The 24,378-nt window shown below is 70.6% G+C and carries 25 protein-coding genes; 11 read left to right on the top strand and 14 right to left on the bottom strand.

All coding sequences use genetic code 11. The annotated features are described in order from the left end of the window. Positions 1-108: 108 nt before the first annotated feature. Positions 109-780, bottom strand: a complete 672-nt coding sequence (gene nucS, locus OG959_RS10650) for an endonuclease NucS (RefSeq protein WP_326657926.1) — start codon at positions 778-780, stop codon at positions 109-111. A gap of 263 nt (positions 781-1,043) precedes the next feature. Between nucS and OG959_RS10645 the strand changes: the two genes are divergently transcribed. After that, positions 1,044-1,436: an SCO5389 family protein gene (locus tag OG959_RS10645; protein ID WP_148020754.1), complete on the top strand. Its 393-nt coding sequence runs from the start codon at positions 1,044-1,046 to the stop codon at positions 1,434-1,436. A gap of 90 nt (positions 1,437-1,526) precedes the next feature. Here OG959_RS10645 and OG959_RS10640 read toward each other — a convergent pair whose 3' ends face one another. Beyond that, a complete protein-coding gene (locus tag OG959_RS10640) occupies positions 1,527-2,570 on the bottom strand; it encodes an LLM class flavin-dependent oxidoreductase (RefSeq protein WP_326657925.1) in 1,044 nt (347 codons plus the stop codon). A 199-nt stretch (positions 2,571-2,769) separates the two neighbouring features. Here OG959_RS10640 and OG959_RS10635 point away from each other — a divergent pair, with 199 nt between their 5' ends. Next, positions 2,770-3,099, top strand: coding sequence for an ATP/GTP-binding protein (locus OG959_RS10635; RefSeq protein WP_326657924.1), 330 nt, complete (start codon positions 2,770-2,772; stop codon positions 3,097-3,099). Between the two features lie 16 nt (positions 3,100-3,115). Here the strand turns inward: OG959_RS10635 and OG959_RS10630 are convergent, their stop codons facing one another. The 7 genes from OG959_RS10630 to mce form a co-directional block, all read right to left on the bottom strand. Next, entirely contained in the window at positions 3,116-4,015 is a 900-nt protein-coding gene (locus OG959_RS10630) for an ABC transporter permease (protein ID WP_326657923.1), read from the bottom strand. Continuing rightward, complete coding sequence (locus OG959_RS10625) at positions 4,012-5,208, bottom strand: ABC transporter ATP-binding protein (RefSeq protein ID WP_326657922.1); 1,197 nt, start codon at positions 5,206-5,208, stop codon at positions 4,012-4,014. Before OG959_RS10625 ends, OG959_RS10630 begins: the two co-directional genes overlap by 4 nt. Positions 5,209-5,366: 158 nt before the next feature. Beyond that, positions 5,367-6,146: an ABC transporter permease subunit gene (locus OG959_RS10620; protein ID WP_326657921.1), complete on the bottom strand. Its 780-nt coding sequence runs from the start codon at positions 6,144-6,146 to the stop codon at positions 5,367-5,369. A gap of 5 nt (positions 6,147-6,151) precedes the next feature. Beyond that, positions 6,152-7,168: an ATP-binding cassette domain-containing protein gene (locus OG959_RS10615; protein ID WP_326657920.1), complete on the bottom strand. Its 1,017-nt coding sequence runs from the start codon at positions 7,166-7,168 to the stop codon at positions 6,152-6,154. A gap of 81 nt (positions 7,169-7,249) precedes the next feature. After that, positions 7,250-8,188, bottom strand: coding sequence for a cellulose-binding protein (locus tag OG959_RS10610; RefSeq protein ID WP_326657919.1), 939 nt, complete (start codon positions 8,186-8,188; stop codon positions 7,250-7,252). A gap of 185 nt (positions 8,189-8,373) precedes the next feature. Continuing rightward, entirely contained in the window at positions 8,374-12,171 is a 3,798-nt protein-coding gene (scy, locus tag OG959_RS10605; protein ID WP_326657918.1) for a polarized growth protein Scy, read from the bottom strand. A 199-nt stretch (positions 12,172-12,370) separates the two neighbouring features. Continuing rightward, entirely contained in the window at positions 12,371-12,799 is a 429-nt protein-coding gene (gene mce, locus OG959_RS10600) for a methylmalonyl-CoA epimerase (RefSeq protein WP_326657917.1), read from the bottom strand. Between the two features lie 134 nt (positions 12,800-12,933). Between mce and OG959_RS10595 the strand changes: the two genes are divergently transcribed. Together OG959_RS10595 and meaB are read left to right on the top strand one after the other, a co-directional pair. Beyond that, positions 12,934-14,136 (top strand): acetyl-CoA C-acetyltransferase, encoded by a 1,203-nt coding sequence (locus OG959_RS10595; protein ID WP_326657916.1) that lies wholly within the window; start codon positions 12,934-12,936, stop codon positions 14,134-14,136. A gap of 28 nt (positions 14,137-14,164) precedes the next feature. Then, positions 14,165-15,127, top strand: a complete 963-nt coding sequence (meaB, locus tag OG959_RS10590) for a methylmalonyl Co-A mutase-associated GTPase MeaB (protein ID WP_326657915.1) — start codon at positions 14,165-14,167, stop codon at positions 15,125-15,127. 72 nt (positions 15,128-15,199) lie between these two features. On the opposite strand, the gene OG959_RS10585 is transcribed toward meaB, so the two are convergent. After that, positions 15,200-15,781, bottom strand: coding sequence for a PepSY domain-containing protein (locus OG959_RS10585; RefSeq protein ID WP_326657914.1), 582 nt, complete (start codon positions 15,779-15,781; stop codon positions 15,200-15,202). Between the two features lie 121 nt (positions 15,782-15,902). Here OG959_RS10585 and OG959_RS10580 point away from each other — a divergent pair, with 121 nt between their 5' ends. Beyond that, complete coding sequence (locus tag OG959_RS10580; protein ID WP_326657913.1) at positions 15,903-16,562, top strand: response regulator transcription factor; 660 nt, start codon at positions 15,903-15,905, stop codon at positions 16,560-16,562. Then, the gene (locus OG959_RS10575; protein WP_326657912.1) at positions 16,559-18,010 is read left to right on the top strand and encodes a sensor histidine kinase; all 1,452 of its coding nucleotides are present in this window, start codon (positions 16,559-16,561) and stop codon (positions 18,008-18,010) included. Before OG959_RS10580 ends, OG959_RS10575 begins: the two co-directional genes overlap by 4 nt. An 11-nt stretch (positions 18,011-18,021) precedes the next feature. Here OG959_RS10575 and OG959_RS10570 read toward each other — a convergent pair whose 3' ends face one another. The 4 genes from OG959_RS10570 to OG959_RS10555 form a co-directional block, all read right to left on the bottom strand. Beyond that, on the bottom strand, positions 18,022-18,498 hold the full coding sequence (locus OG959_RS10570) for a MarR family winged helix-turn-helix transcriptional regulator (protein ID WP_326657911.1): 477 nt from the start codon (positions 18,496-18,498) through the stop codon (positions 18,022-18,024). 113 nt (positions 18,499-18,611) lie between these two features. Then, entirely contained in the window at positions 18,612-19,373 is a 762-nt protein-coding gene (locus OG959_RS10565) for an AIM24 family protein (protein WP_326657910.1), read from the bottom strand. Then, positions 19,370-20,020, bottom strand: a complete 651-nt coding sequence (locus OG959_RS10560; protein WP_326657909.1) for an AIM24 family protein — start codon at positions 20,018-20,020, stop codon at positions 19,370-19,372. The genes OG959_RS10565 and OG959_RS10560 overlap by 4 nt, the downstream gene beginning before the upstream one ends. After that, positions 20,020-20,652: an AIM24 family protein gene (locus OG959_RS10555; protein ID WP_326666317.1), complete on the bottom strand. Its 633-nt coding sequence runs from the start codon at positions 20,650-20,652 to the stop codon at positions 20,020-20,022. Before OG959_RS10555 ends, OG959_RS10560 begins: the two co-directional genes overlap by 1 nt. Before the next feature lie 246 nt (positions 20,653-20,898). On the opposite strand from OG959_RS10555, the gene OG959_RS10550 reads away from it, so the two are divergent. The 5 genes from OG959_RS10550 to OG959_RS10530 all read left to right on the top strand — a co-directional run bounded on the left by OG959_RS10550 (position 20,899) and on the right by OG959_RS10530 (position 24,370). Beyond that, positions 20,899-21,249 carry a DUF3817 domain-containing protein gene (locus tag OG959_RS10550; RefSeq protein WP_326657908.1) on the top strand — a complete coding sequence of 117 codons (351 nt, stop codon included), beginning with the start codon at positions 20,899-20,901 and terminating at the stop codon, positions 21,247-21,249. Next, entirely contained in the window at positions 21,246-21,539 is a 294-nt protein-coding gene (locus OG959_RS10545; protein WP_014048385.1) for an MTH1187 family thiamine-binding protein, read from the top strand. Before OG959_RS10550 ends, OG959_RS10545 begins: the two co-directional genes overlap by 4 nt. 136 nt (positions 21,540-21,675) lie before the next feature. Next, complete coding sequence (locus tag OG959_RS10540; RefSeq protein ID WP_148020771.1) at positions 21,676-22,185, top strand: MarR family winged helix-turn-helix transcriptional regulator; 510 nt, start codon at positions 21,676-21,678, stop codon at positions 22,183-22,185. 65 nt (positions 22,186-22,250) lie between these two features. Further along, a complete protein-coding gene (locus tag OG959_RS10535; RefSeq protein ID WP_148020772.1) occupies positions 22,251-22,586 on the top strand; it encodes a DUF3817 domain-containing protein in 336 nt (111 codons plus the stop codon). Positions 22,587-22,669: 83 nt separating this feature from the next. After that, the gene (locus OG959_RS10530; protein ID WP_326657907.1) at positions 22,670-24,370 is read left to right on the top strand and encodes an acyl-CoA mutase large subunit family protein; all 1,701 of its coding nucleotides are present in this window, start codon (positions 22,670-22,672) and stop codon (positions 24,368-24,370) included. Positions 24,371-24,378 lie beyond the last annotated feature (8 nt).

The raw sequence follows: 24,378 nt of genomic DNA, 5'->3' as shown, positions 1-24,378 counted from the left end.
GTCTCCGTGCGGAGGGTTTCGTCCTCAATCGCCGGACGGGCTTGAGAGGCCGGAGGGTTCCGTCCTCAAACGTCGGACGGGCTTGAAAGGCCGCAAAACGCCGGACGGTCAGAAGAGCCTGAGCTTGTCGTCCTCGATGCCGCGCATCGCGTCGTAGTCGAGGACCACGCAGCCGATACCGCGGTCCGTCGCCAGGACACGGGCCTGGGGCTTGATCTCCTGGGCGGCGAAGATGCCCTTCACCGGCGCCAGGTGGGGATCGCGGTTGAGCAGCTCCAGGTAGCGGGTCAGCTGCTCCACGCCGTCGATGTCGCCGCGCCGCTTCAGCTCGACCGCCACGGTCTGCCCGTCGGCGTCACGGCACAGGATGTCGACGGGGCCGATGGCGGTGAAGTACTCGCGGCGGATGAGGGTGTAGCCCTCGCCGAGCGTCTCGATCCGGTCGGCGAGCAGCTCCTGGAGGTGCGCTTCCACGCCGTCCTTGATCAGGCCGGGGTCGACGCCCAGCTCGTGGGACGAGTCGTGGAGGATTTCCTCCATCGTGATGATCAGTTTTTCGCCCGCCTTGTTCACCACGGTCCAGACGCCCGCGGTGTCGTCGGCGCCCTCCTTCAGGGTGCAGGGCGGCGACATCCAGTTGAGCGGTTTGTACGCCCTGTCGTCGGCGTGAATCGACACGCTCCCGTCCGCCTTCACCAGGATCAGACGGGGAGCGGAGGGCAGGTGGGCCGTGAGCCGGCCCGCGTAGTCCACGGAGCAGCGGGCGATGACGAGACGCATGGTCGGCAACGCTACTCGACGACAGGTGCTCGACGCGATTCACCCACCCGTCACTCCCTTCCCGCCCCGGAGTGACGCTTTCTGGCTTGCCCCTCTTTCAACCCCTTCGTTATTGGCCGGTTGTGTTCCCAATCTCCTGGTGCGGCCCGGACTGCGCCCTTACCGTGGATGCAGGAGGTCGCCGTGCGTGCACGCTGCGTCGCCGTCCTTCTTCCCTGCCCGTAAGGCCCCGGCTCTCCGTCGGGGTCGCGAGAGGAGAACCCATGTCGCTCGACGTCTCACCGGCGCTGTTGGAACAGGCCGAGCGAGGCGAGGTCGACGAAGCCGACTTCGTCGACTGCGTCCGGACCTCCCTGCCCTACGCATGGGAGATGATCAGCTCGTTGGTGGCTCAGCTGAAGGTCGACGGCGGGCAGTTCGCCGACAACCAGACGCCGCCGCCCAACGAGCAGGCACGTGGTCAGCTGCTGCGTGCGCTCGCGAGTGATGCGATACGCGGTGCGCTGCAGCGGCACTTCGGGGTGCGCCTGGCATTCCAGAACTGCCACCGCGTCGCGGTGTTCCCGCTGGACGCCTCGGTCGACGACCGACTGGCCAAGTTCACCTCGGTGAGGGGCCAGTTGCTCAACCAGTCGCCCGAACTACGGGACTGCTGAACGCTTCTGCTGCCGCCCCGGGCCGCGGGAGGTGCAACTGGTCCGGGGCGGCAGCTCCCGTACGTACACCGTGAAACCCATGGGTGTGGGTCATTCGAGGAGTGGCAGCACCTCGGTGCCCAGCCGCGCTACGTTCTCCTCCGTGGCCACGAGATCTCCGGAACCCTCCACCAGGAGCGCGAAGCGGGTGATGCCCGTGCGCTCCGCCGTGGCCGCGAGGCGGTCGGCCGCGAGCCGGGGCGGGCCCACCGGATGAAGTCCGCACAGCAGCTCCGTGTAGCCGACCGGGTCGCGCATCACCCGGTGCCGGCCGTCCACCGTCACATGGGCGCCCAGTCCCTGCCGCAGCCAGCCCGGCATCGCCTTCACGAGCGTCTCCCGGGCGTCGTCGGCGCGGTCCGCGATCTGGGCCACGCCCGCGGACACGTGCCCCGCCTGCCGTACGCTCTCCGGCGAACGGCCCGCGGCGAGCGCGCAGGAGCGCCAGAGGGCGACCATCTCGGCCTTCTCCTCGTCGCCGCAGTGCATCCCGAGCAGCATCGGCAAGCCGTTTTCGGCGGCGAGTTCCACGCTCTTCGGCGAGGTGCACGCGACGATCACCTCAGGCCCTCCGGGGCTCTCCCCGCTCTCCGCGTCGAGCAGCTCGTCGGCCCGGGGGACCACCGCCACCTCGCGGAAACCGTAGCGCTCCCCGCGTCCCGCCACCCTTGCCTCGCGCAGCCAGTCGAGCAGCAGCCCCAGGGACTCGGGGAAGCCGTTCTCGTACGCCTCCAGGCCGCCGCCGAACACCTCCAGGTCGATCCACGGCCCGCCCCGGCCCACGCCGAGGGTGAACCGGCCGCCACTGGTGAGGTGCAGCAGCGCGGCCTGCTCGCCGAGCGCGACCGGATGCTGGGTCGGCAGCACGCTCACCGCCGTACCGACGCGGATTCTGCGCGTGCGGCCGAGCAGCAGCGCGGCCAGCGTGACAGCGGACGGACACACCCCGTACGGCACGAAATGATGTTCGGCCAGCCAGACCGAGTCGAGGCCGGACTCCTCCGCGACCTCGGCGGACCGGATCGCGCGATGCAGCGCTTCACCCGGCCCCTGCCCCGGAAACTGGGCTGCCAGTACGAACGTTCCCACACGCATCGCCAGATACCTCCTTGCGGCCGACGCGGCTCTCCCCTACTGGCAACAACGTCTGACACGTGCCAAAGGCACGGTCCGACGGGAAGTTGTTGCGATTTTCCGGTTACCCGTCCCGTCCCGGGCGGTGCGAGACGTATGCCCCCGCCGAATGGCCCTACGCTGGACGGGAACTGCCCAGCCCTGCCCCGTGAGGTGTCACGTGTCCCCGCGCCGTAACCGCCCCCGAGGCGGCGAGAGTCCCACCGACAGCGCGAGCGCGGAGGGGGACCGGTACGGCGGCGGAGGGCGCTCGGAGGAGTGGCAGGGCGAGGAGTGGTCGGTCCGCCCGGTGAGCGGCGCGAGCGCGGCGGGCAAGCGCTACCGGTGCCCCGGCTGCGACCAGGAGATCCCCTCGGGCCTCCCGCACCTGGTGGTCTGGTCCGAATACGGCGGGATCGACGACCGCAGGCACTGGCACAAGGCGTGCTGGAACGCGAAGGACCGCCGCACCACGCGGGTGCAGCGGTCCAGGAACGCGCCTCGGTACTGAGAGCGGGCCGCCGGCGTCAGACGTCGCGGTTGTTCATCGCCAGATAGGCACCGCCCAGGGCCACGGCGGTCACGCCGAGCATGAGCCACAGCGGTTCCCAACCGGACGGCCCGGACGTCGCGACCGAGTTGTCGTAGAAGATGCTGAGCTGGTTGGGGATCGAGTACTCCAGGAGCCACTCACGGATCGACGTGAGGGAGTCGGCGAGCATGAAGATGGCCAGTACGAGCGGCAGCAGCACCAGGCCGATCATGAGGGTGATCGCGCCGGCCGAGTGCCGGATCAGCGCGCCGACCGCCAGCGAGAGCAGCCCCAGCGTGGCCATGTAGAGACCGACGCCGACCGTCGCGCTCAGCCATTCCTTCCCGCTGGGGGCCGCGGCGTCCAGCATGGCTGTCTGGATCAGGGCGACGATCGTGGTCATCACGGTCGTCAGTACGAAGGTGAGCAGGAAGAAGACGATCGCCTTCGCGCTGAGCACCCGGGCCCGGCTCGGGCAGGCCGTCAGCGTCGTACGGATCATGCCGGTGCCGTACTCCGACGCGATGGTCATGACGCCGAGCGTGATCACACAGATCGACCCCAGGAGCACGCCGAAGAAGCCGAGGCTGAGGACCGGGGTGGAGCCCATGTCGGAGTCGGAGTCGGAGACGCTGACGGCGAACGCCGAGAGCACCCCGATGCCGAACACCAGCACGATCATGACGCCGAGCGTCCACATCGTGGAGCGTACGGACCGGATCTTGGTCCATTCCGAGGCGATCGCGTCACCGAGGGTGGCAGGGCGCACCGGGATCGGGGAGGTGTAGTAGCCGGCCTGCGCGCCCTGCCCGTGCTGCTGGGGGGCGAAGGGCTGCTGGTACGCCTGCTGCTGGTACGGCGCCTGCGGCGTCGGCGGCGTGGGCGGCGTCGTCATCGGGAGTCCTCGCTGATGTCGCTCTTGGTCAGATCTGCGGAGGGTCCCGCGGGCGCTGCCGGGGCGGGAGCGGGAGGGGCGGCGGGGGCCGCAGGAGCGGCCGGGGCGGCCGCCGGGACCGCGGGGGCCGGTGCGTCCGCGTACGGGTTCAGGCCGGGCGGCGGCGGGGCGTACCAGCCCTGCTGCGGCACCTCGGGGGCGCTCTGCGGCGGGGCGTACGTCTGCTGCGGTCCGTATCCGGCGGTCGGCGGTGCCTGCAGATGAGCCACCTGGTCGGCCGTCGAGCGGAAGTCCACGGCGCCCTGCGTCATCCGCATGTACGCCTCCTCCAGTGAGGCCTGGTGCGGCGAGAGCTCCCACAGCCGGACGTCCGCCTCATGGGCCAGATCACTGATCCGCGGCAGCCGGAGCCCGGTGATCCGCAGGGCCCCGTCCGGCTCCGACATGACCTGGCCGCCCGCCTCGGTGAGCGTGGCGGTGAGCTTCTCGCGCTGCTCGGGTCCGTCGTCGGGTACGCGGACCCGGGCGAAATCGGCCGAGTTGGCCGAGATGAAGTCCGTGATGCTCATGTCGGCCATGAGCTGACCGCGGCCGATCACGATCAGATGGTCGGCGGTGAGGGCCATCTCGCTCATCAGATGGCTGGAGACGAAGACCGTGCGGCCCTCGGACGCCAGCATCTTCATCAGGTTACGGACCCAGAGGATGCCCTCCGGATCGAGACCGTTGACCGGCTCGTCGAAGAGCAGCACCTGCGGGTCGCCCAGCAGCGCGGCCGCGATGCCCAGGCGCTGCCCCATGCCCAGCGAGAAGCCCTTGGACCGCTTCGACGCCACCTGCTGGAGGCCGACGACACCCAGCACCTCGTCGACCCGGGCGGCCGGGATGCCGGCGAGCTGGGCGAGCGAGAGCAGGTGGCTGCGGGCGCTGCGGCCGCCGTGCACGGCCTTGGCGTCGAGCAGGGCACCCACCTGACGCGGGGCGTTCGGCAGATCGCGGAACTCATGGCCGCCGATGGTCGCACGGCCCTCCGTCGGCCGGTCCAGGCCGAGAATCATCCGCATCGTGGTCGACTTCCCCGACCCGTTGGGGCCGAGGAACCCGGTGACGGCGCCGGGCCGCACCTGGAAGGAAAGGTTGTACACGGCCGTCTTCGCGCCATAGCGCTTGGTCAGGCCGACTGCCTCGATCATGCTCCAGCCCATCGACTTATCTGTCGTCGGGGCACAGGCCGTCGGCCGTACGCCCCCCGTATGAGTGAGGAGGATATCCAGGCGCTGACGGTTCCGGCCAAGCCGATACCGGGGCGAGTCGCTTCCGGGTGCCGTGGACCGGGGCCCACGGCACCCGGTCAGGCGTCGCGCTTCTTGAGTACGAGGAAACCGCCGATCACCGAGGCCGCCACCCACGCCACCATGATCAGCAGCCCGGCCCACGGCCCGTACGGTGCCGGATCGCTGTTCATCGCGTCGGGCACCACCTGCATGATCTTGGAACCGGCCTGGTCGGGGAAGTACTGGGCGACGCTCTTGGCGCCCGGGACGGCCGACAGGATCTGCGAGACCAGGAAGAAGAACGGCATCAGGATGCCGAGCGACAGCATGGAACTGCGCAGCATCGCCGCCACGCCCATGGAGAAGACCGCGATCAGTCCCATGTAGAGACCGGCGCCGAAGACCGCCCGCAGCACGTTGTCCTCGCCGATGCCGATGCTGTGGTCACCGAGCAGGGCCTGGCCGAGGAAGAACGAGACGAAGCTGGTCACCATCCCGACCACCAGGGCCAGCACACCGGCGACCAGCATCTTGCTGAAGAGGAAGGTGGCACGCTGCGGCACCGCCGCGAGCGAGGTGCGGATCATGCCGGAGCTGTACTCCGTGCCGACCACCAGGACACCGAAGACGACCATCGCCAGCTGGCCGAGAATCATCCCGGAGAAGCTGATGAACGTGGGGTCGAACGTCGCCCGCTCCGCGTCGGAGAGGTCGTCGAACTGGGAGTTCATCACCGCGCAGAGCGCGGCGCTCATCGCGACGGTGACGGCGAACGCGGCGATCAGCGTCCAGGTCGTCGAGGAGACCGTACGGATCTTGGTCCATTCGGAGGTCAGGACCGCGGGTACCGATGCCATCGCCGTCACACCCCCGTTCCGGTGCCGGAACCGCCGGGAGCCCCCGGGGCGGAGCCGGGCGGCTGGTTCCACTGGTCGCCCCAGTGCGGCCCCACCGGCGGCGGCGCGGCCCCGCGCTCCGAGTGCGCGTGGTACTCCACCGAGTCCGCCGTCATCTGCATGAACGCCTCCTCCAGAGAGGCCCGCTGGGAGCTCAGCTCGTGCAGCACGATCGTGTGCCGGGCGGCGAGCTCGCCCAGGGCCTCGGTGGTGGCGCCGTCGATCTCCAGCGTGCCGTTGCCCGACTCGACCGCGACGATTCCCTCCGCGTGCAGGACGTCCCGCAGCCGCTCCTGCTGCGGGGAGCGCAGCCGCACATAACTGCGGGAGTTCTGATGGATGAAGTCGGCCATCGAGGTGTCGGCGAGCAGCCGGCCCTGACCGATCACGATCAGATGGTCCGCGGTCAGCGCCATTTCGCTCATCAGATGGGAGGAGACGAAGATCGTCCGGCCTTCCGCGGCCAGCGCTTTCATCAGATTGCGGATCCAGTGAATTCCCTCGGGGTCCAGACCATTGACGGGTTCGTCGAACATCAGAATCTCGGGATCACCGAGCAGTGCCGACGCGATTCCCAGCCGCTGGCCCATACCGAGGGAGAAGCCCTTGGATTTCTTCTTCGCCACCGCGGTCAGGCCGACGGTGTCGAGAACCTCCGCCACCCGGCTCTCCGGAATCCGGTTGCTCTGGGCGAGGCAGAGGAGGTTGTTGTAGGCGCTGCGGCCGCCGTGCATCGATTTGGCGTCCAGGAGCGCACCGATGTACTTCAGGGGCTCCGACAGATCGCGGTAGTGCTTGCCGTCGATGCGCACCGATCCGCTGGTGGGGTTGTCGAGATCGAGCATCATCCGCATCGTGGTGGACTTGCCCGCCCCGTTGGGTCCCAGAAAACCCGTCACCATCCCCGGACTGATCCGGCACGACAACTGGTCGACGGCAACCTTGTTGCCGAAGCGCTTGGTGAGGCCATCAAGCTCGATCATGCGTTCACGCTAGAACGGCCGCGCGCCCGGCGCCACCACAAAGGCGGAACCGGGCGCGCAAGGGCTGGGCCGAGCAGGTGATCAGCGGGTCTGCTGCGCCGGGACACCGCGGGTGGCGGGCTCCTCGTCGGCGGGCGAGCCGGCGGCTGCCACCGCGGCACCCGTCAGCGTCGCCAGCATCTCGCGGACGTTGGTCAGCTGCGCGTTGATCGAGTCGCGGCGGTTGGTGAGCGCCGCCAGCTCGCGCTCCGACTCGCTGCGGATCCGGTCGGCCTTCGCGTTGGCGTCGGCCACGATGTCCTCGGCCTGGCGCTGAGCGGTCTCCACCGTCTGACGGGCGCGGCGCTCGGCGTCCGTGCGGAGCTTCTCGGCCTCCAGGCGGAGCTGCTCGGCGCGGTGCTCGATCTCGGCCAGACGCTTCTCGGCCTTGGCCTGACGGGACGCGAGGTCGCGCTCCGACTGGTCGCGGCGCTTGGCCAGGTTGGTCTCGAAGTCCGCGGCGGCCTGGGCGGCCTTGGCACGGGTCTCCTCGAAGAGTGCGTCGGCCTCCTCACGCTTCTGGGCCGCGTCCTTCTGCGCGTCCGAGCGCAGCGTGGTGGCCTCACCCTGGGCCTTCTCGACGATGCGGACGCCGTCGTCCTCGGCCTTGGCCTTGCGCTCGGCGGCGAAGGTCTCGGCGTCGTTGCGCACCTGCTGGGCGGCGGACTCCGCGAGCTCACGGTGCTGCTCGGCGGCGCGACGGGCCTCCTCACGCAGGTCCTTGGCCTCCTCCTCGGCAAGGCGGAGGATCTTCTCCACACGCGCGCCGAGACCCGCGTACGACGGCTCGGCGTCGTTCACCTGGGCCTGGGCGTTCTGCGTTTCGAGGTGGAGCTCCTCGATGCGCTTTTCCAGAGACGTGATGCGGGCGAGAGCACTATCACGGTCGGCGACGAGCTTGGTAATGCGGTCATCCACCTGACCGCGGTCGTAACCACGCCGCACGAGCTCGAAGCCGAAGGGGGAGGAAGGGTCACTCATGGGGTTCCTGTCGAAGTGAGACCGGTGAGGTGATAGGGGGAATCCTAGGGGCCAGAACGGCGTGTCATCGAGCGGATGCCCGTTTGATCTGGAGAATGACACCCCTTTTGAGTGGCTAACCCCCGTAACCCTTGCCACTCGGAGGGCTGAACGTCCTTGCCGAACCACGGAAGAGCACCGGGTGGCTACCCATCCGACTGCTTGCCACCCGCACGAGTGCCCGCCGCCGCCGTGGCCTTGACACCGCCCGGCGGACCGGCACCCGCGCCCTTACCGCCCGCCCCGGGGGTCTCGAAAGACTCCAACGCCTCCAGGACATCCTGGACACGGGAGATCTCCGTGTTGATGTCCGCGCGCCGGCGCACCAGGACATCGAGCTCGCGCCGGCCCTCGTCCACCGTCCGCTTGGCCTCGGCCTCGGCGTCGGCCCGCAGCTTCTCGGCCTCGCGCACCAGGCTGGCCTTCTTCTGCTCGGCCTCCTTGAGCAGCGACTCGGCCCGCTTCACGGCGGCGATACGGACCTTGCTCGCCTCGGAGTTGGCGTCGGACAGCAGTTCCTTGGCCTTCGCGGCGGCTTCCTCGCGCTGCTCGGTCGCGGCCTTCATCAGGTTGTCGACGCGCTCGCCGACCGTCTTGACCTGCTCGGCCGTCTCCCGCCGCGCACGGTCGTGCAGCTCCTGGACCTCGGCCTCCACCCGGTTCCTGAGCTCCTCGGCCCGCTCCCGGATCTGCGTGGCGTCCCGCCGCGCGCCGACCAGCAGCTCGTCCGCGTCCGTCCGGGCCCGCTCCACCAGGGAGTTGCCCTCGACCGTCGCCTCGGAGGTGATCCGCACGGCCTCCTTGCGGGCCGCCCCGACCATCGTGTCGGCCTGCTCCTCGGCCTCGGTGGCAGCGCGCAGCGCCTCCTCCTGGGCCTTGTTGATCAGCTGGTCGGCCTGCTCGGCCGCGTCCGCACGCCGCTTCGAGGCCGATTCGCGCGCCTCGTCCAGCAGCCGGTCCGCCTCCTGGCGCGCCTCGGCACGCATCTGCTCGGCCGCTGCCTCGGCGTCGCCCCGCAGCCGCTCCGACTCCTCGCGGGTACGGGCCGCGTGCTCCTGCGCGGAACCGACGGTCGCCGCCGCCTCCGCCCGCAGCCGCTCCGCCTCGCCCGCCGCCTCGTCACCGAGCCGGGCCGCCTGCTGCGTCGCCTCGGCGCGCAGCCGCTCGGCCTCGCCCGTGGCCTCGGTCACCAGGCTGTCGGCCTGCTCCGCGGCCTGGGACCGCATCCGGTTGGCGTCCTCGCGGGCCTCGGCCCGGCTGCGCGACGCGTCCTGCTCGGCCGAGGCCAGGGCGTCGGACGCCTCGGTACGCATCCGCTGGCTGTACTCCGCGGTGTCGGCCCGCAGCTTCTCCGACTCCGTGATCGCCTCGGACACCGTCCGCTCGGCCATCGCCTTCGCGGCGTCGGTCTCCTCCTGCGCCACCCGGCGCACCCGGGCGGCGTCCTCGCCGGCCCGCTCCCGCTCCGCGTACGCGTCGGAACGGACCCGGTCCGCCTCCTCCTGCGCCTCGGACTTCGTCCGCTCCGCGACGTGCTCGGCGGTGGAGCGCAGCCCGGCGATCTCCGCCTCGGCCTGCTCCTGGAGCCCGTTGACCGAATCCCGTACCTGCTGGGCGGTCTGCTCGGCCGCGGCGACCATCTCGGTCGCCCGCGCGTCCGCCTCCTCGACCAGGCGCTGGGCCTCGGCCTGCGCCTCTTCGACCCGCTTGCGGGCCGACGCCAGGAGTTCCTCGCTCTGCGCGCGGGCCCGTTCGCGCTCCTGGTTGGCCTCGGTACGTGCCGCGTCGAGGGTCTCCTCGGCCTCGCGACGGCGCCGGTTGGCCTCCTCCTGGGCGGCGGCCAGCGCCTCGGCGGCCTCCGTGCCCACACGTTCGGCGGCGGCCGCGGCCTCCGACCGCACCCGGTCGGCACTCTCCTGCGCCTCGGTCTTCAGCCGCTCGGCCTCGGCGGCCGCCTCGCCGCGCAGCCGTACGGCGACGGACTCGCCCTCCGCACGGGACTGTGCGGCATCGGCCGCGGCCTCGTCGCGCAGCCGCTGTGCCTCGGCCTCGGACTGCTCCTGCAGCGTGCGCAGCCGCTCGGCGGCCTCCGCGCGCAGCCGCTCGGACTCCTCGTTCGTCTCGCGCCGGATCCGCTCCGCGTCGGTACGCGCCTCGCCCAGCGTCTGCTCGGCGGTGGTGACCCGGGCCTCGGCCTCGCTGTGCAGCCGGGTCAGCTCGTCGGCCGCCTCTGCCTGCCGGGCCGCGACCGCGCGCTCGGTCTCCTCGCGCAGCTCCGCCGCCGCCTGCTCGGCCGCGGCCGTCGTCGACTCCGCCTGCTCCTCGGCCTCGGTACGCAGCTGCTCGGCCTCGGCGCGGGCCCGGTCCAGGGCCTCCTCCGCCTGCTTGCGCAGCGCCGCCGCCCGCTCGGTGGCCTCGCTGCGGACGCGCTCGCTCTCGGTGCCCGCGGCGCCGCGCAGCTCCTCCGCGTCCGCCTTCGCCTTGGCCAGCAGTTCCTCGGCGGTCTTCGCGCCCTCCTCGATCTGCTGGAGGGCCTCGCGACGGGCCTCGCCGCGGATCCGCTCGCCCTCGGCGACCGCTTCGGAACGCAGCTGCTCGGCCTCGCCGCGCAGCCGGCGCGCCTCCTCCTGGAGCTCGACCGTCTTGGCCCGGTACTCCTTGGTGTCGTCCTTGGCCGCGCCCTTGAGCTGGTCGGCCTGCTCGGCGGCCTCGCCGCGCAGCCGGTCCGCCTCGGCCTCCGCCTCACGGCGGATCCGGTCGGCCTCCTCGCTCGCCGCCCTGGTGGTCGACTTCGCGTCGTCGGACGCCTTGGTCAGCACCTCCTCGGCGGCGCGGGCCGCCTTGGCGAGCTGGGCCGCGGCGTCCTCGGCCGCGGCGGTGCGCGCGGTGTCGGCCGCCTCGGAACGGAGCCGGTCCGCCTCGGCCCGGGCGTCGGCGAGCGCCTGCTCGGCCTCCGCCTTGAGGGACTCGGCGTCCTTGGTGGCCTCGCCGACCAGCCGGGCGATCTCCGACTTGGCGGTACGGGTGCGCTGCTCGTTCTGCGACTCGGCGCCGGCCAGCCGCTTGACCGCGGCCTCCTTCGCCTCGGACAGCACCTTCTCGGCCTCGACGCGGGCCTCGCGCAGCTGCGTCTCGGCCTCCTGCATGCGCTGCTCGGCGGCCCGGTTCAGCTCGGTGGTCTGCTGCCGCGTCTGCTCGGTCTCCGCCGTCGTCGACGTACGCAACTGCTCGGCGTGGGTGGTGGCCTCCTGCGCCTGGCTGGAGGCGGCGTTGAGAAGCCGCTCGGCGTCCTTGCGGGCGCGCAGCAGGATCGACTCGGCCTCGGAGCGGGCGGACTCGGCCTCGGAGCCCAGGCGCTGACGCGTCTCCTCGGCCAGCCGGGAAGCCTCGGCACGGGCGGCGCCCAGCGCCTGCTCGGCCTCGGAACGCGACTCCTCCAGCAGCCGGCGGGCCTGGGACTCGGTCCGGGCACGCAGCTGCTCGGCCCACGCCACGTTCTCGTTGACATGGGACTCGACGGTCTGGCGGCGCTCCGCCAGCTCCTGGTCGAGCTGCTGGCGGCGCTGCACGGCCTCGTTGTGCAGTTCGGCCTGGAGCCGCGCCTGGTGCTCGGCGTGCTCCTGAAGGATCCGCTGCGTCTGCGCACGGGCGTCGCGCAGCTCGCGCTCGGCGTCGTTGCGCAGCTGGTCGGCCTGGATCTGGGCGTTACGGAGCAGCTGCTCCGCCTGGTAACCGATGTCCGCGCTGTCGTAGGCGGGACGGGTCGCCAGACTGCGTCGGGCCTCGTGCAGCTTGGCACGCAAGACCTCGACCTGGTAACCGAGGTCCTCGGCGTGCTGGACGGCCTTCTCCCGGTCGGTCTTCAGCCGGTCCATCTCGGCTTCGAACCGCGAGAGATGGTCGTCTTCAGCTCGGTGGCTCTCCTGGCGTTCGTAGCCCCGCACTGCGCGGTCCCATCCGTCCCCTGGTCGCAAACTCCAAACGAGTACCGTTCGCCGGCGAACGGTCCCCCGGGGAATGGTGACAGATCAACGGCTGGGGACGCGGCGCGGCCCCGACCCGGCCCCGGCCCGGAACAGCCCACTCTACCGGGCCGGGTATCCCTGAGAAGCTGTTGTCCGGCTCCCGCTGGATCAGCCGGGGTCAGTGCTCCGTCCGGGACGTGACCAGTTCGGTCAGCACACCGTGGCAGTCCTTGGGGTGCAGGAAGGTGATCCGGGACCCCATCGAACCCGTCCTGGGCTCGTCGTACAGCACCCTGACCCCCTTCTCCCGGATGTCCGCGGCCTCCGCGTCCACGTCCGCCGTACCGAAGGCGATGTGGTGCACGCCCTCACCATTCTTGGCCAGCCATTTGCCCACGGCGGAGTCCTCGCGGGTCGGTTCCAGCAGCTGGAGGTACGAGGCGCCGCCGTCGGACGTCTCGTTGATCTTGAGCATGGCCTCCCGTACGCCCTGCTCCTCGTTGATCTCGGAGTGGTACACCTCGAACCCGTAGGTCGAGCGGTAGAACTCGACGGTCTTGTCGAGGTCGAAACAGGCGATCCCGATGTGGTCGATTCGCGTCAGCATGGAACCAGTGCAGCGCCCGGAGGATGGTTACGCAACGTGCGCGCGATCACACCCGCTGCCGGATGACGGGCGGGGTACTGCTCAGTACATTCATGTAAACCCTCGTTCACTCCTATTCCAAGGGGCTGTGCCTCATGTCAGGAACGACCGGTACCACTTCGGTGATCGTCGCGGGCGCCCGAACGCCCATGGGCCGCCTCCTCGGCTCCCTCAAGAGCTTCTCCGGAGCCGACCTCGGCGGCTTCGCCATCAAGGCGGCGCTGGACCGGGCCGGCATCGGCGGCGACCAGGTCGAGTACGTGATCATGGGCCAGGTGCTGCAGGCCGGGGCAGGGCAGATCCCGGCACGCCAGGCAGCGGTCAAGGCCGGCATCCCTTTGAGCGTCCCCGCGCTCACCGTCAACAAGGTGTGTCTCTCCGGGCTCGACGCCATCGCCCTGGCCGACCAGCTGATCCGCGCCGGTGAGTTCGACGTGGTCGTGGCCGGCGGCCAGGAGTCCATGACGAACGCCCCGCACCTGCTCCCGAAGTCCCGCGAGGGCCACAAGTACGGCGCCATCGAGATGCTCGACTCGATGGCGTACGACGGTCTGACCGACGCCTACGAGAACATTCCGATGGGCGAGTCCACCGAGAAGCACAACACCCGTCTCGGCCTGGCGCGTGCGGCCCAGGACGAGATCGGCGCCCTGTCCCACCAGCGCGCCGCCGCGGCGCAGAAGAACGGTCTCTTCGAGGCCGAGATCACCCCGGTCGAGATCCCGCAGCGCAAGGGCGACCCGGTCCTCTTCTCCAAGGACGAGGGCATCCGCGCCGAGACGACCGTCGAGTCCCTCGGCAAGCTGCGTCCCGCCTTCGCGAAGGACGGCACGATCACGGCCGGTACCTCCTCGCAGATCTCCGACGGCGCCGCGGCCGTCGTCGTCATGAGCAAGGCCAAGGCCGAGGCGCTGGGCCTGGACTGGATCGCCGAGATCGGCGCCCACGGCAACGTGGCCGGTCCCGACAACTCGCTCCAGTCGCAGCCGTCGAGTGCCATCCGCCACGCCCTCAAGAAGGAGGGCATCGGCGTCGAGGACCTCGACCTGATCGAGATCAACGAGGCGTTCGCGGCCGTCGCCGTCCAGTCCATGAAGGACCTCGGCGTCACCTCGGAGAAGGTCAACGTCAACGGCGGCGCCATCGCGCTCGGCCACCCCATCGGGATGTCCGGCGCCCGTGTGGTGCTGCACCTGGCGCTGGAGCTCAAGCGGCGCGGCGGCGGCACCGGTGCGGCGGCGCTGTGCGGCGGCGGCGGCCAGGGCGATGCGTTGATCATCCGCGTACCGGGCAAGTAGTCGGTACGAGCGAGCGAGGAGGCCGAGCGTGAAGGTGGACGTCCCCACCCTGGTCGAGCAGGCACGGGAGGGCAGGCCACGGGCCGTGGCCCGGCTCATCTCCCTGGTGGAGGGGGCGTCGCCGCAACTGCGCGAGGTGATGGCGGCGCTGGCACCCCTGGCGGGGAACGCCTGCGTCGTCGGCCTGACCGGATCCCCGGGTGTCGGCAAGTCGACATCGACATCGGCGCTCGTCTCCGCCTACCGGCGGCAGGGCAAGCGGGTCGCCGTGCTCGCCGTCGACCCGTCGTCGCCGTTCTCCGGCGGCGCGCTCCTCGGGGACCGGATCCGGATGTCGGACCATGCCTCGGACCCGGGCGTCTACATCCGTTCCATGGCCACGCGCGGTCATCTGGGCGGTCTCGCCTGGTCGGCCCCGCAGGCGATCCGGGTGCTGGACGCGGCGGGCTTCGACGTGATCCTGGTGGAGACCGTCGGTGTCGGCCAGTCGGAGGTGGAGATCGCCTCCCAGGCCGACACCTCCGTCGTCCTCCTCGCCCCGGGCATGGGCGACGGCATCCAGGCGGCGAAGGCCGGAATCCTGGAGATCGGTGACGTGTACGTGGTGAACAAGGCCGACCGGGACGGCGCCGACGCCACCGCCCGCGAGCTCAACCACATGCTGGGCCTCGGGGAGTCCCGCGGTCCCGGCGACTGGCGACCGCCGATCGTGAAGACGGTCGCCGCCCGGGACGAGGGCATCGACGAGGTCGTCGAGGCGCTGGAGAAGCACCGGGCGTGGATGGAGGAGCACGGCGTCCTGGCCGAGCGGCGCACCGCCCGGGCCGCCCGCGAGGTCGAGACGATCGCCGTCACCCGGCTCCGCGAACGCATCGGGGACCTGCACGGCGACCGCCGTCTGGACGCCCTCGCCGCACGCATCGTGGCCGGCCGCCTCGATCCGTACGCGGCGGCGGACGAACTGGTGGCGGGGCTCACCGGGGAGGCCTGACCGGACTGTTCCCCGGTGCCGGTGCGGCGTGCGGCCGCACCGGCACCGGGGAACGGCGCCGGCGGAACGGCCTCAGTCGTCGTCGCCGTCGTCGGAGTCACGCCCGTCGTGGGTGTCGTGCCCGTCGTCCGAGCGATCGACCGTGACCGCTCCCGACTTCGCGTCCACGTTCAGCTCGTGGGCCCTGCCTTCCTTGCCCCGGACGTCGACCTCCCAGCGCACCGCCTTGCCCTCGTGACCGTCCAGCTCGACCGAGGTCACCGTGCCCGGCGTCGTGTTCAGTGCGGCGGCGGCCGCCGCGTCGAGCGTGACGGGGGCCGACCGCGGGGCGTGGCGGTCGCGGTCGTCGGACGTGTGCTCCGCGAGCACCTTGCCGTTGCCCGCGTCCACCGTCACGTCGTGCCAGACCTTGTCCGAGCCGTACACGTCCAGCTCCCAGACCGGAGCGCCGTCCTCGCCGTCGAGCTCCGCCTCGGTCACGCTGCCCGGGACGGCCCGGACGGCGGACGCGGCCGCCTCGCCGGCGGAGACACGGGCCGTACTGCTGCCGGCGGCACGGCCGTCGTTGTCGTCCGCGATGGCCACGGCTGCCGCAGCTGTGCCGCCGACGAGTACGGCCGTGGTGACGGCGGCGATGACGATCTTTCGCTTCATGAGGGTTTCCTCCCCGATCGGATGGGTCCGTTGCGATGCGGTCCACACTGCCGGGGCGATGCTGAACGCAGCCTGAAGCCACCTGAAGCCTTCTTCAGCTTCCGTTTGCGACGCTGTGCACATGCGCCTGTTGATCGTGGAGGACGAGAAGCGGCTGGCGATCTCCCTGGCCCGGGGGCTCACCGCCGAAGGGTTCGCCGTGGACGTGGTCCACGACGGCCTCGAAGGGCTGCACCGGGCCTCCGACGGTGCCTACGACCTCGTCGTCCTCGACATCATGCTGCCGGGCATGAACGGCTACCGGGTCTGTGCCGCCCTGCGCGCCGCGGGCCATGAGGTGCCCATCCTCATGCTGACCGCGAAGGACGGGGAGTACGACGAGGCGGAGGGGCTCGACACCGGGGCCGACGACTACCTGACCAAGCCGTTCAGCTACGTGGTGCTGGTCGCCCGGGTCCGGGCGCTGCTGCGCCGACGGGCGGTGGCCGGCTCCCCGGTGGTCACGGTCGGCTCCCTGCGCATGGACACCGCGGCCCGCCGGGTCCACCGCGGCGAGGAGGAGATCGCCCTCACCGCGAAGGAGTTCGCCGTGCTGGAACAGCTCGTGCTGCGGGCCGGGCAGGTGGTGAGCAAGGCGGAGATCCTGGAGCACGTCTGGGACTTCGCCTACGACGGCGACCCGAACATCGTCGAGGTCTACGTCAGCACCCTGCGCCGCAAGCTCGGCACGGCGTCCATCCGCACGATGCGCGGCGCCGGCTACCGGCTGGAGGCGCTGTGAGGTCCGTACGGGCCAGGGCCGCGCTCGGCGCCACCGTGGTGGTCGCGCTCGCACTGGCCGTCGCCGGGCTCGCCGTCCTCCTGGTCCTGCGCGCCAACCTCACCGACCAGGCCGGGCTCCAGGCCGAGGTCGCGGCCCGGGAGGTCGCGGGGCAGCTGGCCCTGGGAGTGCCGTACGACCGGCTGGAGATGGGCGACGAGGAGGACCACCCCGTCCAGGTGACCGACGAGGACGGCCGGGTGGTGGCCGTCTCCAAGGACCTGGAGGCGATCTCCGGCACCGGCACGGACCGGGTCACGCCCGCGCCCTCGCCCTCGGCCGCCGTCGAGGACGACGGGGGCGACGGAGACGAGAACGACGATGACGACGGGACGGACGGCCCCGACCCCGCCCGCCGTGAGGTCTCCAACGACGACCCGGACTTCGCCAACGGCACCGCCACGGTCGACGGCGACCGCGCCGACTACCGCTTCGCCTCCGTCGAGGCCACGAACGCGGCCGGGCTGACCCTGACCGTGCACGCGGGCGCCCCGCTCGCCGCCGAGCAGCGGGCCGTCGGCAGCGTGCGCGGCGCGATGCTGAGCGGACTGCCCGTCGTGCTCCTCGTCGTCGCCGGTGTGACCTGGCTGGTGACGCGGCGGGCGCTGCGCCCCGTCGAGGGCATCCGGCGCGAGATGGCCGTGATCACCGCGTCCGAGGACCTGAGCAGGCGGGTGCCGGAGCCCGGTTCGCACGACGAGATCGCCCGCCTGGCCCGTACGACGAACGAGACGCTCACCGCTCTGGAGGCCTCCGTCGAGCGGCAGCGGCGCTTCGTGGCCGACGCCTCGCACGAACTGCGCAGCCCGATCGCGTCGCTCCGCACCCAGCTGGAGGTGGGCGCCGCGCACCCGGAGCTGCTGGACGTGACGGGCGCGGTCGCCGACACCGTACGGCTCCAGGCGCTGGCCGCCGATCTGCTGCTGCTGGCCCGGCTGGACGCGGGGGAGCGGCCGGGCACGGCCCTGCTGGAGCTCGGCGCGCTGGTGCGTGAGGAGGTCTCGCAGCGCACCGGTGACCGGATCCCGGTGACGGTGTCCGTTGCGGAGGAGGCCGGGGGTCTGGAGGTCACCGGTTCCCGTACGCAGCTGGCCCGGGTGGTCGGCAATCTGCTGGACAACGCCGAGCGGCACGCCCGCCACGCGGTGGCGGTCGCCGTGCGCGCGGAGGGCGGCGGTGTGGTCGTCGAGGTCTCCGACGACGGGGACGGGGTTCCCGAGGCGGAACGTGAGCGGATCTTCGAACGCTTCGTCCGCCTCGACGACGCCCGCACCCGTGACGAGGGCGGTGCGGGACTGGGCCTGGCCCTCGCCCGCGATGTGGCCGTGCGGCACGGGGGCCGGCTGACCGTGACGGGTGCGGGGGAGCGGGGCGCCCGGTTCGTGCTGTGGCTGCCGGACGCCCGCTGAACCCCGGTGGGTCAGAGCTTGCCGCGCCGCCCGCGCAGATGGTCGGCGACCGGGGTCAGGGCCGCGTGCAGCTGCTCCAGGGCCTCCGGTGTCAGGAGGTCCATGAAGTGCTTGCGGACCGACTCCACGTGGTGCGGCGCGACCTTGCGCATCGTCTCGGCGCCGGTCTCGGTGAGGACCGCGTACAGCCCCCGGCGGTCGGACTCGCAGTTCTCCCGGCGGACCAGGCCCGCGCTCTCCATGCGAGTGATCTGGTGCGAGAGTCTGCTCTTGGACTGCAGCGTGGCACCGGCGAGGTCGCTCATCCGCATGCGCTGGTCGTCGGACTCCGAAAGATTGACGAGGATCTCGTAGTCGTTCATGGTCAGGCCGAACGGCTGGAGGTCCTTCTCCAGTTGGTGCGTCAGCAGTCTGCCGACGTCCAGGTGGGTGCGCCAGGCGCACTGCTCCGCGTCGCTCAGCCAGCGGGTGGCCGTCTCGGTCTCCATGTATGGATTCTACCTAAGAAGTTGAAAGCCGGACGAAGTGAGGGTGTGTGATGCCCGGCACCTGCTCACAGGCAGGGCGCAGACGTTCGACGTCACACTCCGCAGACTACCGCTCACAAACCGAAGTGATGTTGGAAGTCCCCCCGCTGACCTGGCCTGCGGGGGCCGGATCCAGGTTGACCCCCGCCCGGAACCCCCGCCTGGTGCGGCACGGCCCCCGTCGGCTGTTCGGCCATCAGCGTCTCGCTGGACTGGAGCAGTACCGTACCGGCACCCACGAACTCGAACTGGTGCTCCTCGCCCGAGGCGCCCCCGATCCCGGTGAACGCCCGCAGCCCGCCCAGTACGCCCGTCATGTAGCCGTGGTCGTAGTGGTGGCACGGTGAGGGACAGTCCGCCCACCCCACCAGCGCCTGCGGGTCGACCCGCAGCGGCGGCTCCATGAAGACCACCGGGCCGTTGGACGCGGCGACGAACTTTCCCGTACCGATCAGCGTCAGGAAGCCCGGCACGATCGACTGCTTCAGGGCCAGGGTCGGCTGGTAGGCGAGCAGGTTGCCGGACCGGATCGTCAGGTTCCCGTCGTCCAGGTCGTACGAGTTCACATCGAAGGCCCGGTCCGCGAGCAGCATCTTGCCGCTGCCCTCGGCCACCACCCAGTCGGCCGCGTGCAGCGGCGAGTGGAAGCTCGTACGGACCAGGCCCTGGAAGCGGCCGTGCCCGATGCCGTTGAACTCGATCCGCCCGTAGTAGGCGATCATCTTGCCCTTCTGCAGGAACCACTGGCTCCCCTTGAGCTCCACGCAGAAGGTGTACGCGTTGACGTTGTCGTCCGACGGCAGCGACATCGGGTCGAAGACCATGGGCCCGCTCACAACTTCTCCTCCGACGCCTGGACGTACACCGCACCACTGCCGCTGAGCTCCAGCTGGAACCCCTCGCCGGAACCCCGCCCCACCATCTCGCGCCAGCCCAGCGCGGTGGAGAGCTTGTTGGTCACGTCGCCGTGGTGCGCGACGTACGCCTGCGGATCCACGTGCACCTCGCGGCCCGGCGTGATCGGCAGCTCGATGACCCCGCCGTGCGCCATCACCGCCACCGCTCCGTGCCCCTTCAGCGTCGTGGTGAACAGACCCTGCCCGCTCACCTGGCCGCGCACCATCCCCATCACGCCGCCCTGCGAGCCCATGAACATCGTGCCCTGCTGCAGCGTCCCGTCGAAGGCGAGCAGCCGGTCGGCCTCCACATAGAGGGTGTCGCCGGTCAGGTTGATCACCTGGATGTGGTGGCCGCCGTGGCCGAACATCACCGTGCCGTTCCCCTCGACGGTCATCAGCGGGGTCGCCTCGTTCGCCATCCGGCGGCCGATCATCGACATCACACCGCCCTGGCCGCCCTGGATGTTCGGCGTGAACGACACCTCGCCCCGGTAGGCGAGCATCGCGCCGCGCTGGCTGAACATCTTCTGGCCGGGGATCACCGTCGCCTCGACCATCTTCGAGTTGATCTCACGGAACGGCATCAGACGTTGCCCCCGATCGTGTTCCGCTCGCTGGGCTGGACGTAGACGAGCCCCTCGCCCTCGAACCGGATCTGGAAGGACTCGCCCGACCCCTCGCCCATCAGTGTCCGGAAGTTCACCCCGGACTGGAAGTGCTGCTGGAGGTTGCCCTGGTGGGCGATGTAGGCGCCCGGGTCGACGAAGAGCGGGTACTGGGCGGAGACCCGCAGGGCCACGGCCGAGCCGTCCGACATGATCGCCGCCTGGCCGGTTCCCTCGACGGTGGTGGTGAACAGGCCGTTGCCCGCCGCACTGCCGCGCATCCCCGTGAAGGTGGTGCCGGTGCGCAGCCCGGCGTCGGTGCAGAGCAGGTTGCTCGCTTCGACGTACAGCTTGTCGCCGTGCAGCGAGACGAGACTGATCTCGCTCGCGCGGTCGGCGAAGAAGCAGGTGCCCTGCCCGGTCACCTCCATCACGGCCATCTGCTCGCCGGTCAGCCGGCGGGTCACCATGCCGCGCAGGCCCTCACCCCCGCCGGTCATCTTCTTGAACGTCATCCGGCCGTCGTACGCGACCATCGAGCCGTTCTTCGCCTTGACTGCGTCGCCGGTCAGGTCGACGGCGAGCGTCTTGCTGCCTTGGAGTCGGAACATCGCCACCCGGCGAAGGTAGCGGCAGGGGCCGCCGCCGGAACAGGGCCCGCGTCACGATCCGGCCCCCCGCACCGCCCCTGATACGCATCCGGTACCGGACCCGGACGCAATCGGGACGTATCTCTTGCGGAGCGAGCGGTGCGGGGCCGCCCCCGCCGCCGGGGACCCCGGGCGGCGATGCCACAATGGGTGCCGCTTGTGCCTGCGTTCACAAGCTGTCACCGTCCTCCCACCGAAGGTGCCCCCGTGGACATCAAGACCGCTACCGCCCTGCACCGGCTGCGCCTCATCTCGATTCCCGAGGCGCTCTCCTTCCCGGCGCTGATCCTCTTCGGCTCGGTGCTGAGCCGGGTCTCCGACATCGACTTCCTGATGATGCCGCTCGGCATGCTGCACGGCGTGCTCTTCGTGATCTACGTCGTGCTGCTGCTGGACGTCTGGGGGAAGACCAAGTGGCCGCTCAAGCGCGTCGCGTTCTTCTTCCTGCTCTGCGTACTGCCCTTCGGCGGCCTGTACGGCGACAAGGTGCTGAAGCGCTACGAGGCCGACGGCGTCATCGCCGCCCGGGCCCGCCGTGAAGGCACGGTCAGCGCATGATCGTCGCCTTCTCCGTCAGTCCGCTGGGTGTCGGCGAGGACGTCGGCGAGTACGTCGCCGACGCGGTCCGGGTGGTCCGCGAGTCGGGGCTGCCCAACCGCACGGACGCCATGTTCACCTCCGTGGAAGGTGAGTGGGACGAAGTGATGGACGTCGTGAAGCGCGCCGTCGCGGCCGTTGAGGCGCGCGCCGGGCGGGTCTCCCTCGTGCTCAAGGCCGACATCCGCCCGGGTGTCACCGACGGGCTGACCTCCAAGGTCGAGACGGTCGAGCGCTACCTCGCGGACTGACGCCGCCCATCGCACGTCCGGAGCCCCCTGCCGAAAAGCCGGCCGGGGGCTTCTCGTATCCCCACCTCATTCGGGATTCGGACCGAAGTTCGAGACGGGGCGCAGCGGAAAGTTCCTCATGGGTAAGGTCGTGGCCGTGCCGAAGCCCCTCAGTCTCCCCTTCGATCCCATCGCCCGCGCCGACGAGCTCTGGCAGCAGCGCTGGGGCCCGGTGCCCTCCATGGGGGCGATCACCTCGATCATGCGGGCGCAGCAGATCCTGCTCGCCGAGGTCGACGCGGTCGTCAAACCGTACGGACTGACCTTCGCGCGGTACGAGGCGCTGGTGCTGCTCACCTTCTCCAAGGCCGGCGAGCTGCCGATGTCCAAGATCGGCGAGCGTCTGATGGTCCACCCGACCTCGGTCACGAACACCGTGGACCGACTGGTGCGCTCCGGTCTCGTCGACAAGCGCCCCAACCCGAACGACGGCCGCGGAACGCTCGCCTCCATCACCGACAAGGGCCGTGAGGTCGTCGAGTCCGCGACCCAGGACCTGGTCGCGATGGAGTTCGGCCTCGGCGTGTACGACGCCGAGGAGTGCGCGGAGATCTTCGCGCTGCTGCGTCCGCTGCGCATCGCGGCCCAGGACTTCGAGGAGATCTGAGAGGGTCCGTTCCGGCCCCGGGCCCGCTGCAAGATCGCCCCGGGCGGCCGGTTAGTCTCGATGGCATGAAACGCAGTGTGCTGACCCGCTATCGGGTGATGGCTTACGTCACCGCCGTCATGTTGCTGATCCTCTGCGTCTGCATGATCTTCAAATACGGCTTCGACAAGGGCGAGGGCCTGACCCTCGTCGTCTCCCAGATCCACGGCGTGCTGTACATCATCTACCTGATCTTCGCCTTCGACCTGGGCTCCAAGGCGAAGTGGCCGATGGGCAAGCTGGCCTGGGTGCTGCTCTCCGGCACGATCCCGACGGCCGCGTTCTTCGTCGAGCGCAAGGTCGTCCGCGAGGTCGAGCCGCTGCTCGCGGACGCGGCCCCCGCGGCCCCCGCGAACGCCTGACTGCCCCACCCGAACCGCCCCGTGCGAAGCACCGGGCGGTTTGTCATCGACATTTACTAGGACGTCCTAGTAAATTGATGGGTATGGACGCTGACGCGATCGAGGAAGGCCGCCAACGCTGGCAGGCCCGTTACGACAAGGCCCGCAAACGTGACGCGGACTTCACCACGCTCTCCGGTGATCCGGTCGACCCCGTGTACGGCCCCCGCCCCGGGGACGCGTACGAGGGCTTCGAGCGGATCGGCTGGCCCGGCGAGTACCCCTTCACCCGGGGCCTGCACCCGACCGGGTACCGCGGCCGCACCTGGACCATCCGCCAGTTCGCCGGCTTCGGCAACGCCGAGCAGACCAACGAGCGCTACAAGATGATCCTCGCCGCGGGCGGTGGCGGACTGAGCGTCGCGTTCGACATGCCGACGCTCATGGGCCGGGACTCCGACGACCCCCGCGCGCTCGGCGAGGTCGGGCACTGCGGAGTGGCCATCGACTCCGCCGCCGACATGGAGGTCCTCTTCAAGGACATCCCGCTCGGCGACGTCACGACGTCGATGACGATCAGCGGCCCCGCCGTGCCCGTCTTCTGCATGTACCTGGTCGCCGCCGAGCGCCAGGGCATCGACCCGGCCGTCCTCAACGGCACGCTGCAGACGGACATCTTCAAGGAGTACATCGCGCAGAAGGAGTGGCTCTTCCAGCCCGAGCCCCACCTGCGCCTCATCGGCGACCTGATGGAGCACTGCGCCCGCGACATCCCCGCCTACAAGCCGCTCTCCGTCTCCGGCTACCACATCCGCGAGGCCGGGGCCACGGCCGCGCAGGAGCTCGCCTACACCCTCGCCGACGGCTTCGGCTACGTGGAGCTCGGTCTCTCCCGCGGCCTCGACGTCGACACCTTCGCCCCCGGCCTCTCCTTCTTCTTCGACGCGCACCTCGACTTCTTCGAGGAGATCGCCAAGTTCCGCGCGGCCCGCCGGATCTGGGCCCGCTGGATGAAGGAGACGTACGGCGCGAAGACCGACAAGGCGCAGTGGCTCCGCTTCCACACCCAGACCGCCGGTGTCTCGCTCACCGCCCAGCAGCCGTACAACAACGTCGTACGGACCGCGGTCGAGGCGCTCTCCGCCGTCCTCGGCGGCACCAACTCCCTGCACACCAACGCCCTCGACGAGACCCTCGCGCTTCCCTCCGCGCAGGCCGCCGAGATCGCGCTGCGCACCCAGCAGGTGCTGATGGAGGAGACCGGCGTCGCCAACGTGGCCGACCCGCTGGGCGGTTCCTGGTACGTGGAACAGCTCACCGACCGGATCGAGGCGGAAGCCGAGAAGATCTTCGACCAGATCAGGGAGCGCGGCACCCGCGCCCACCCCGACGGGCAGCATCCGATCGGCCCGATGACCTCCGGCATCCTGCGCGGTATCGAGGACGGCTGGTTCACCGGCGAGATCGCCGAGTCCGCCTTCCAGTACCAGCAGTCCCTGGAGAAGGGCGACAAGCGGGTCGTCGGCGTCAACGTCGCCCACGGCTCGGTCACCGGCGACCTGGAGATCCTGCGCGTCAGCCACGAGGTCGAGCGCGAGCAGGTCCGCGAGCTCGCCGGCCGCAAGGAGGGCCGCGACGACGTCAGGGTGACCAAGGCGCTGGACGCGATGCTGGCCGCCGCCCGTGACGGCTCCAACATGATCGCGCCGATGCTCGACGCCGTACGCGCGGAGGCGACCCTCGGCGAGATCTGCGGGGTGCTGCGCGACGAGTGGGGCACCTACACGGAGCCGCCCGGCTTCTGACAGATAGT

Source organism: Streptomyces sp. NBC_00385 (assembly GCF_035917155.1).
Taxonomy (GTDB): Bacteria; Actinomycetota; Actinomycetes; order Streptomycetales; family Streptomycetaceae; genus Streptomyces; species Streptomyces poriferorum.
The sequence above is the reverse complement of the archived record's forward strand: the minus strand, read 5'-3'. Positions and strand labels throughout refer to the sequence as shown.

Bases quoted from the DNA above. Each gene is read 5' to 3' on its own strand.
- nucS (WP_326657926.1), bottom strand. From the start codon at position 780: ATGCGTCTCGTCATCGCCCGCTGCTCCGTGGACTACGCGGGCCGGCTC.
- OG959_RS10620 (WP_326657921.1), bottom strand. From the start codon at position 6,146: ATGGCATCGGTACCCGCGGTCCTGACCTCCGAATGGACCAAGATCCGT.
- mce (WP_326657917.1), bottom strand. From the start codon at position 12,799: ATGCTGACGCGAATCGACCACATCGGGATCGCCTGTTTCGACCTCGAC.
- OG959_RS10625 (WP_326657922.1), bottom strand. From the start codon at position 5,208: ATGATCGAGGCAGTCGGCCTGACCAAGCGCTATGGCGCGAAGACGGCC.
- OG959_RS10545 (WP_014048385.1), top strand. From the start codon at position 21,246: ATGATCGTCGCCTTCTCCGTCAGTCCGCTGGGTGTCGGCGAGGACGTC.
- OG959_RS10615 (WP_326657920.1), bottom strand. From the start codon at position 7,168: ATGATCGAGCTTGATGGCCTCACCAAGCGCTTCGGCAACAAGGTTGCC.
- OG959_RS10645 (WP_148020754.1), top strand. From the start codon at position 1,044: ATGTCGCTCGACGTCTCACCGGCGCTGTTGGAACAGGCCGAGCGAGGC.
- OG959_RS10580 (WP_326657913.1), top strand. From the start codon at position 15,903: ATGCGCCTGTTGATCGTGGAGGACGAGAAGCGGCTGGCGATCTCCCTG.
- OG959_RS10535 (WP_148020772.1), top strand. From the start codon at position 22,251: ATGAAACGCAGTGTGCTGACCCGCTATCGGGTGATGGCTTACGTCACC.
- OG959_RS10585 (WP_326657914.1), bottom strand. From the start codon at position 15,781: ATGAAGCGAAAGATCGTCATCGCCGCCGTCACCACGGCCGTACTCGTC.
- OG959_RS10555 (WP_326666317.1), bottom strand. From the start codon at position 20,652: ATGTTCCGACTCCAAGGCAGCAAGACGCTCGCCGTCGACCTGACCGGC.
- OG959_RS10610 (WP_326657919.1), bottom strand. From the start codon at position 8,188: ATGAGTGACCCTTCCTCCCCCTTCGGCTTCGAGCTCGTGCGGCGTGGT.
- OG959_RS10560 (WP_326657909.1), bottom strand. From the start codon at position 20,020: ATGCCGTTCCGTGAGATCAACTCGAAGATGGTCGAGGCGACGGTGATC.
- OG959_RS10640 (WP_326657925.1), bottom strand. From the start codon at position 2,570: ATGCGTGTGGGAACGTTCGTACTGGCAGCCCAGTTTCCGGGGCAGGGG.
- OG959_RS10630 (WP_326657923.1), bottom strand. From the start codon at position 4,015: ATGACGACGCCGCCCACGCCGCCGACGCCGCAGGCGCCGTACCAGCAG.
- OG959_RS10530 (WP_326657907.1), top strand. From the start codon at position 22,670: ATGGACGCTGACGCGATCGAGGAAGGCCGCCAACGCTGGCAGGCCCGT.
- OG959_RS10595 (WP_326657916.1), top strand. From the start codon at position 12,934: ATGTCAGGAACGACCGGTACCACTTCGGTGATCGTCGCGGGCGCCCGA.
- OG959_RS10570 (WP_326657911.1), bottom strand. From the start codon at position 18,498: ATGGAGACCGAGACGGCCACCCGCTGGCTGAGCGACGCGGAGCAGTGC.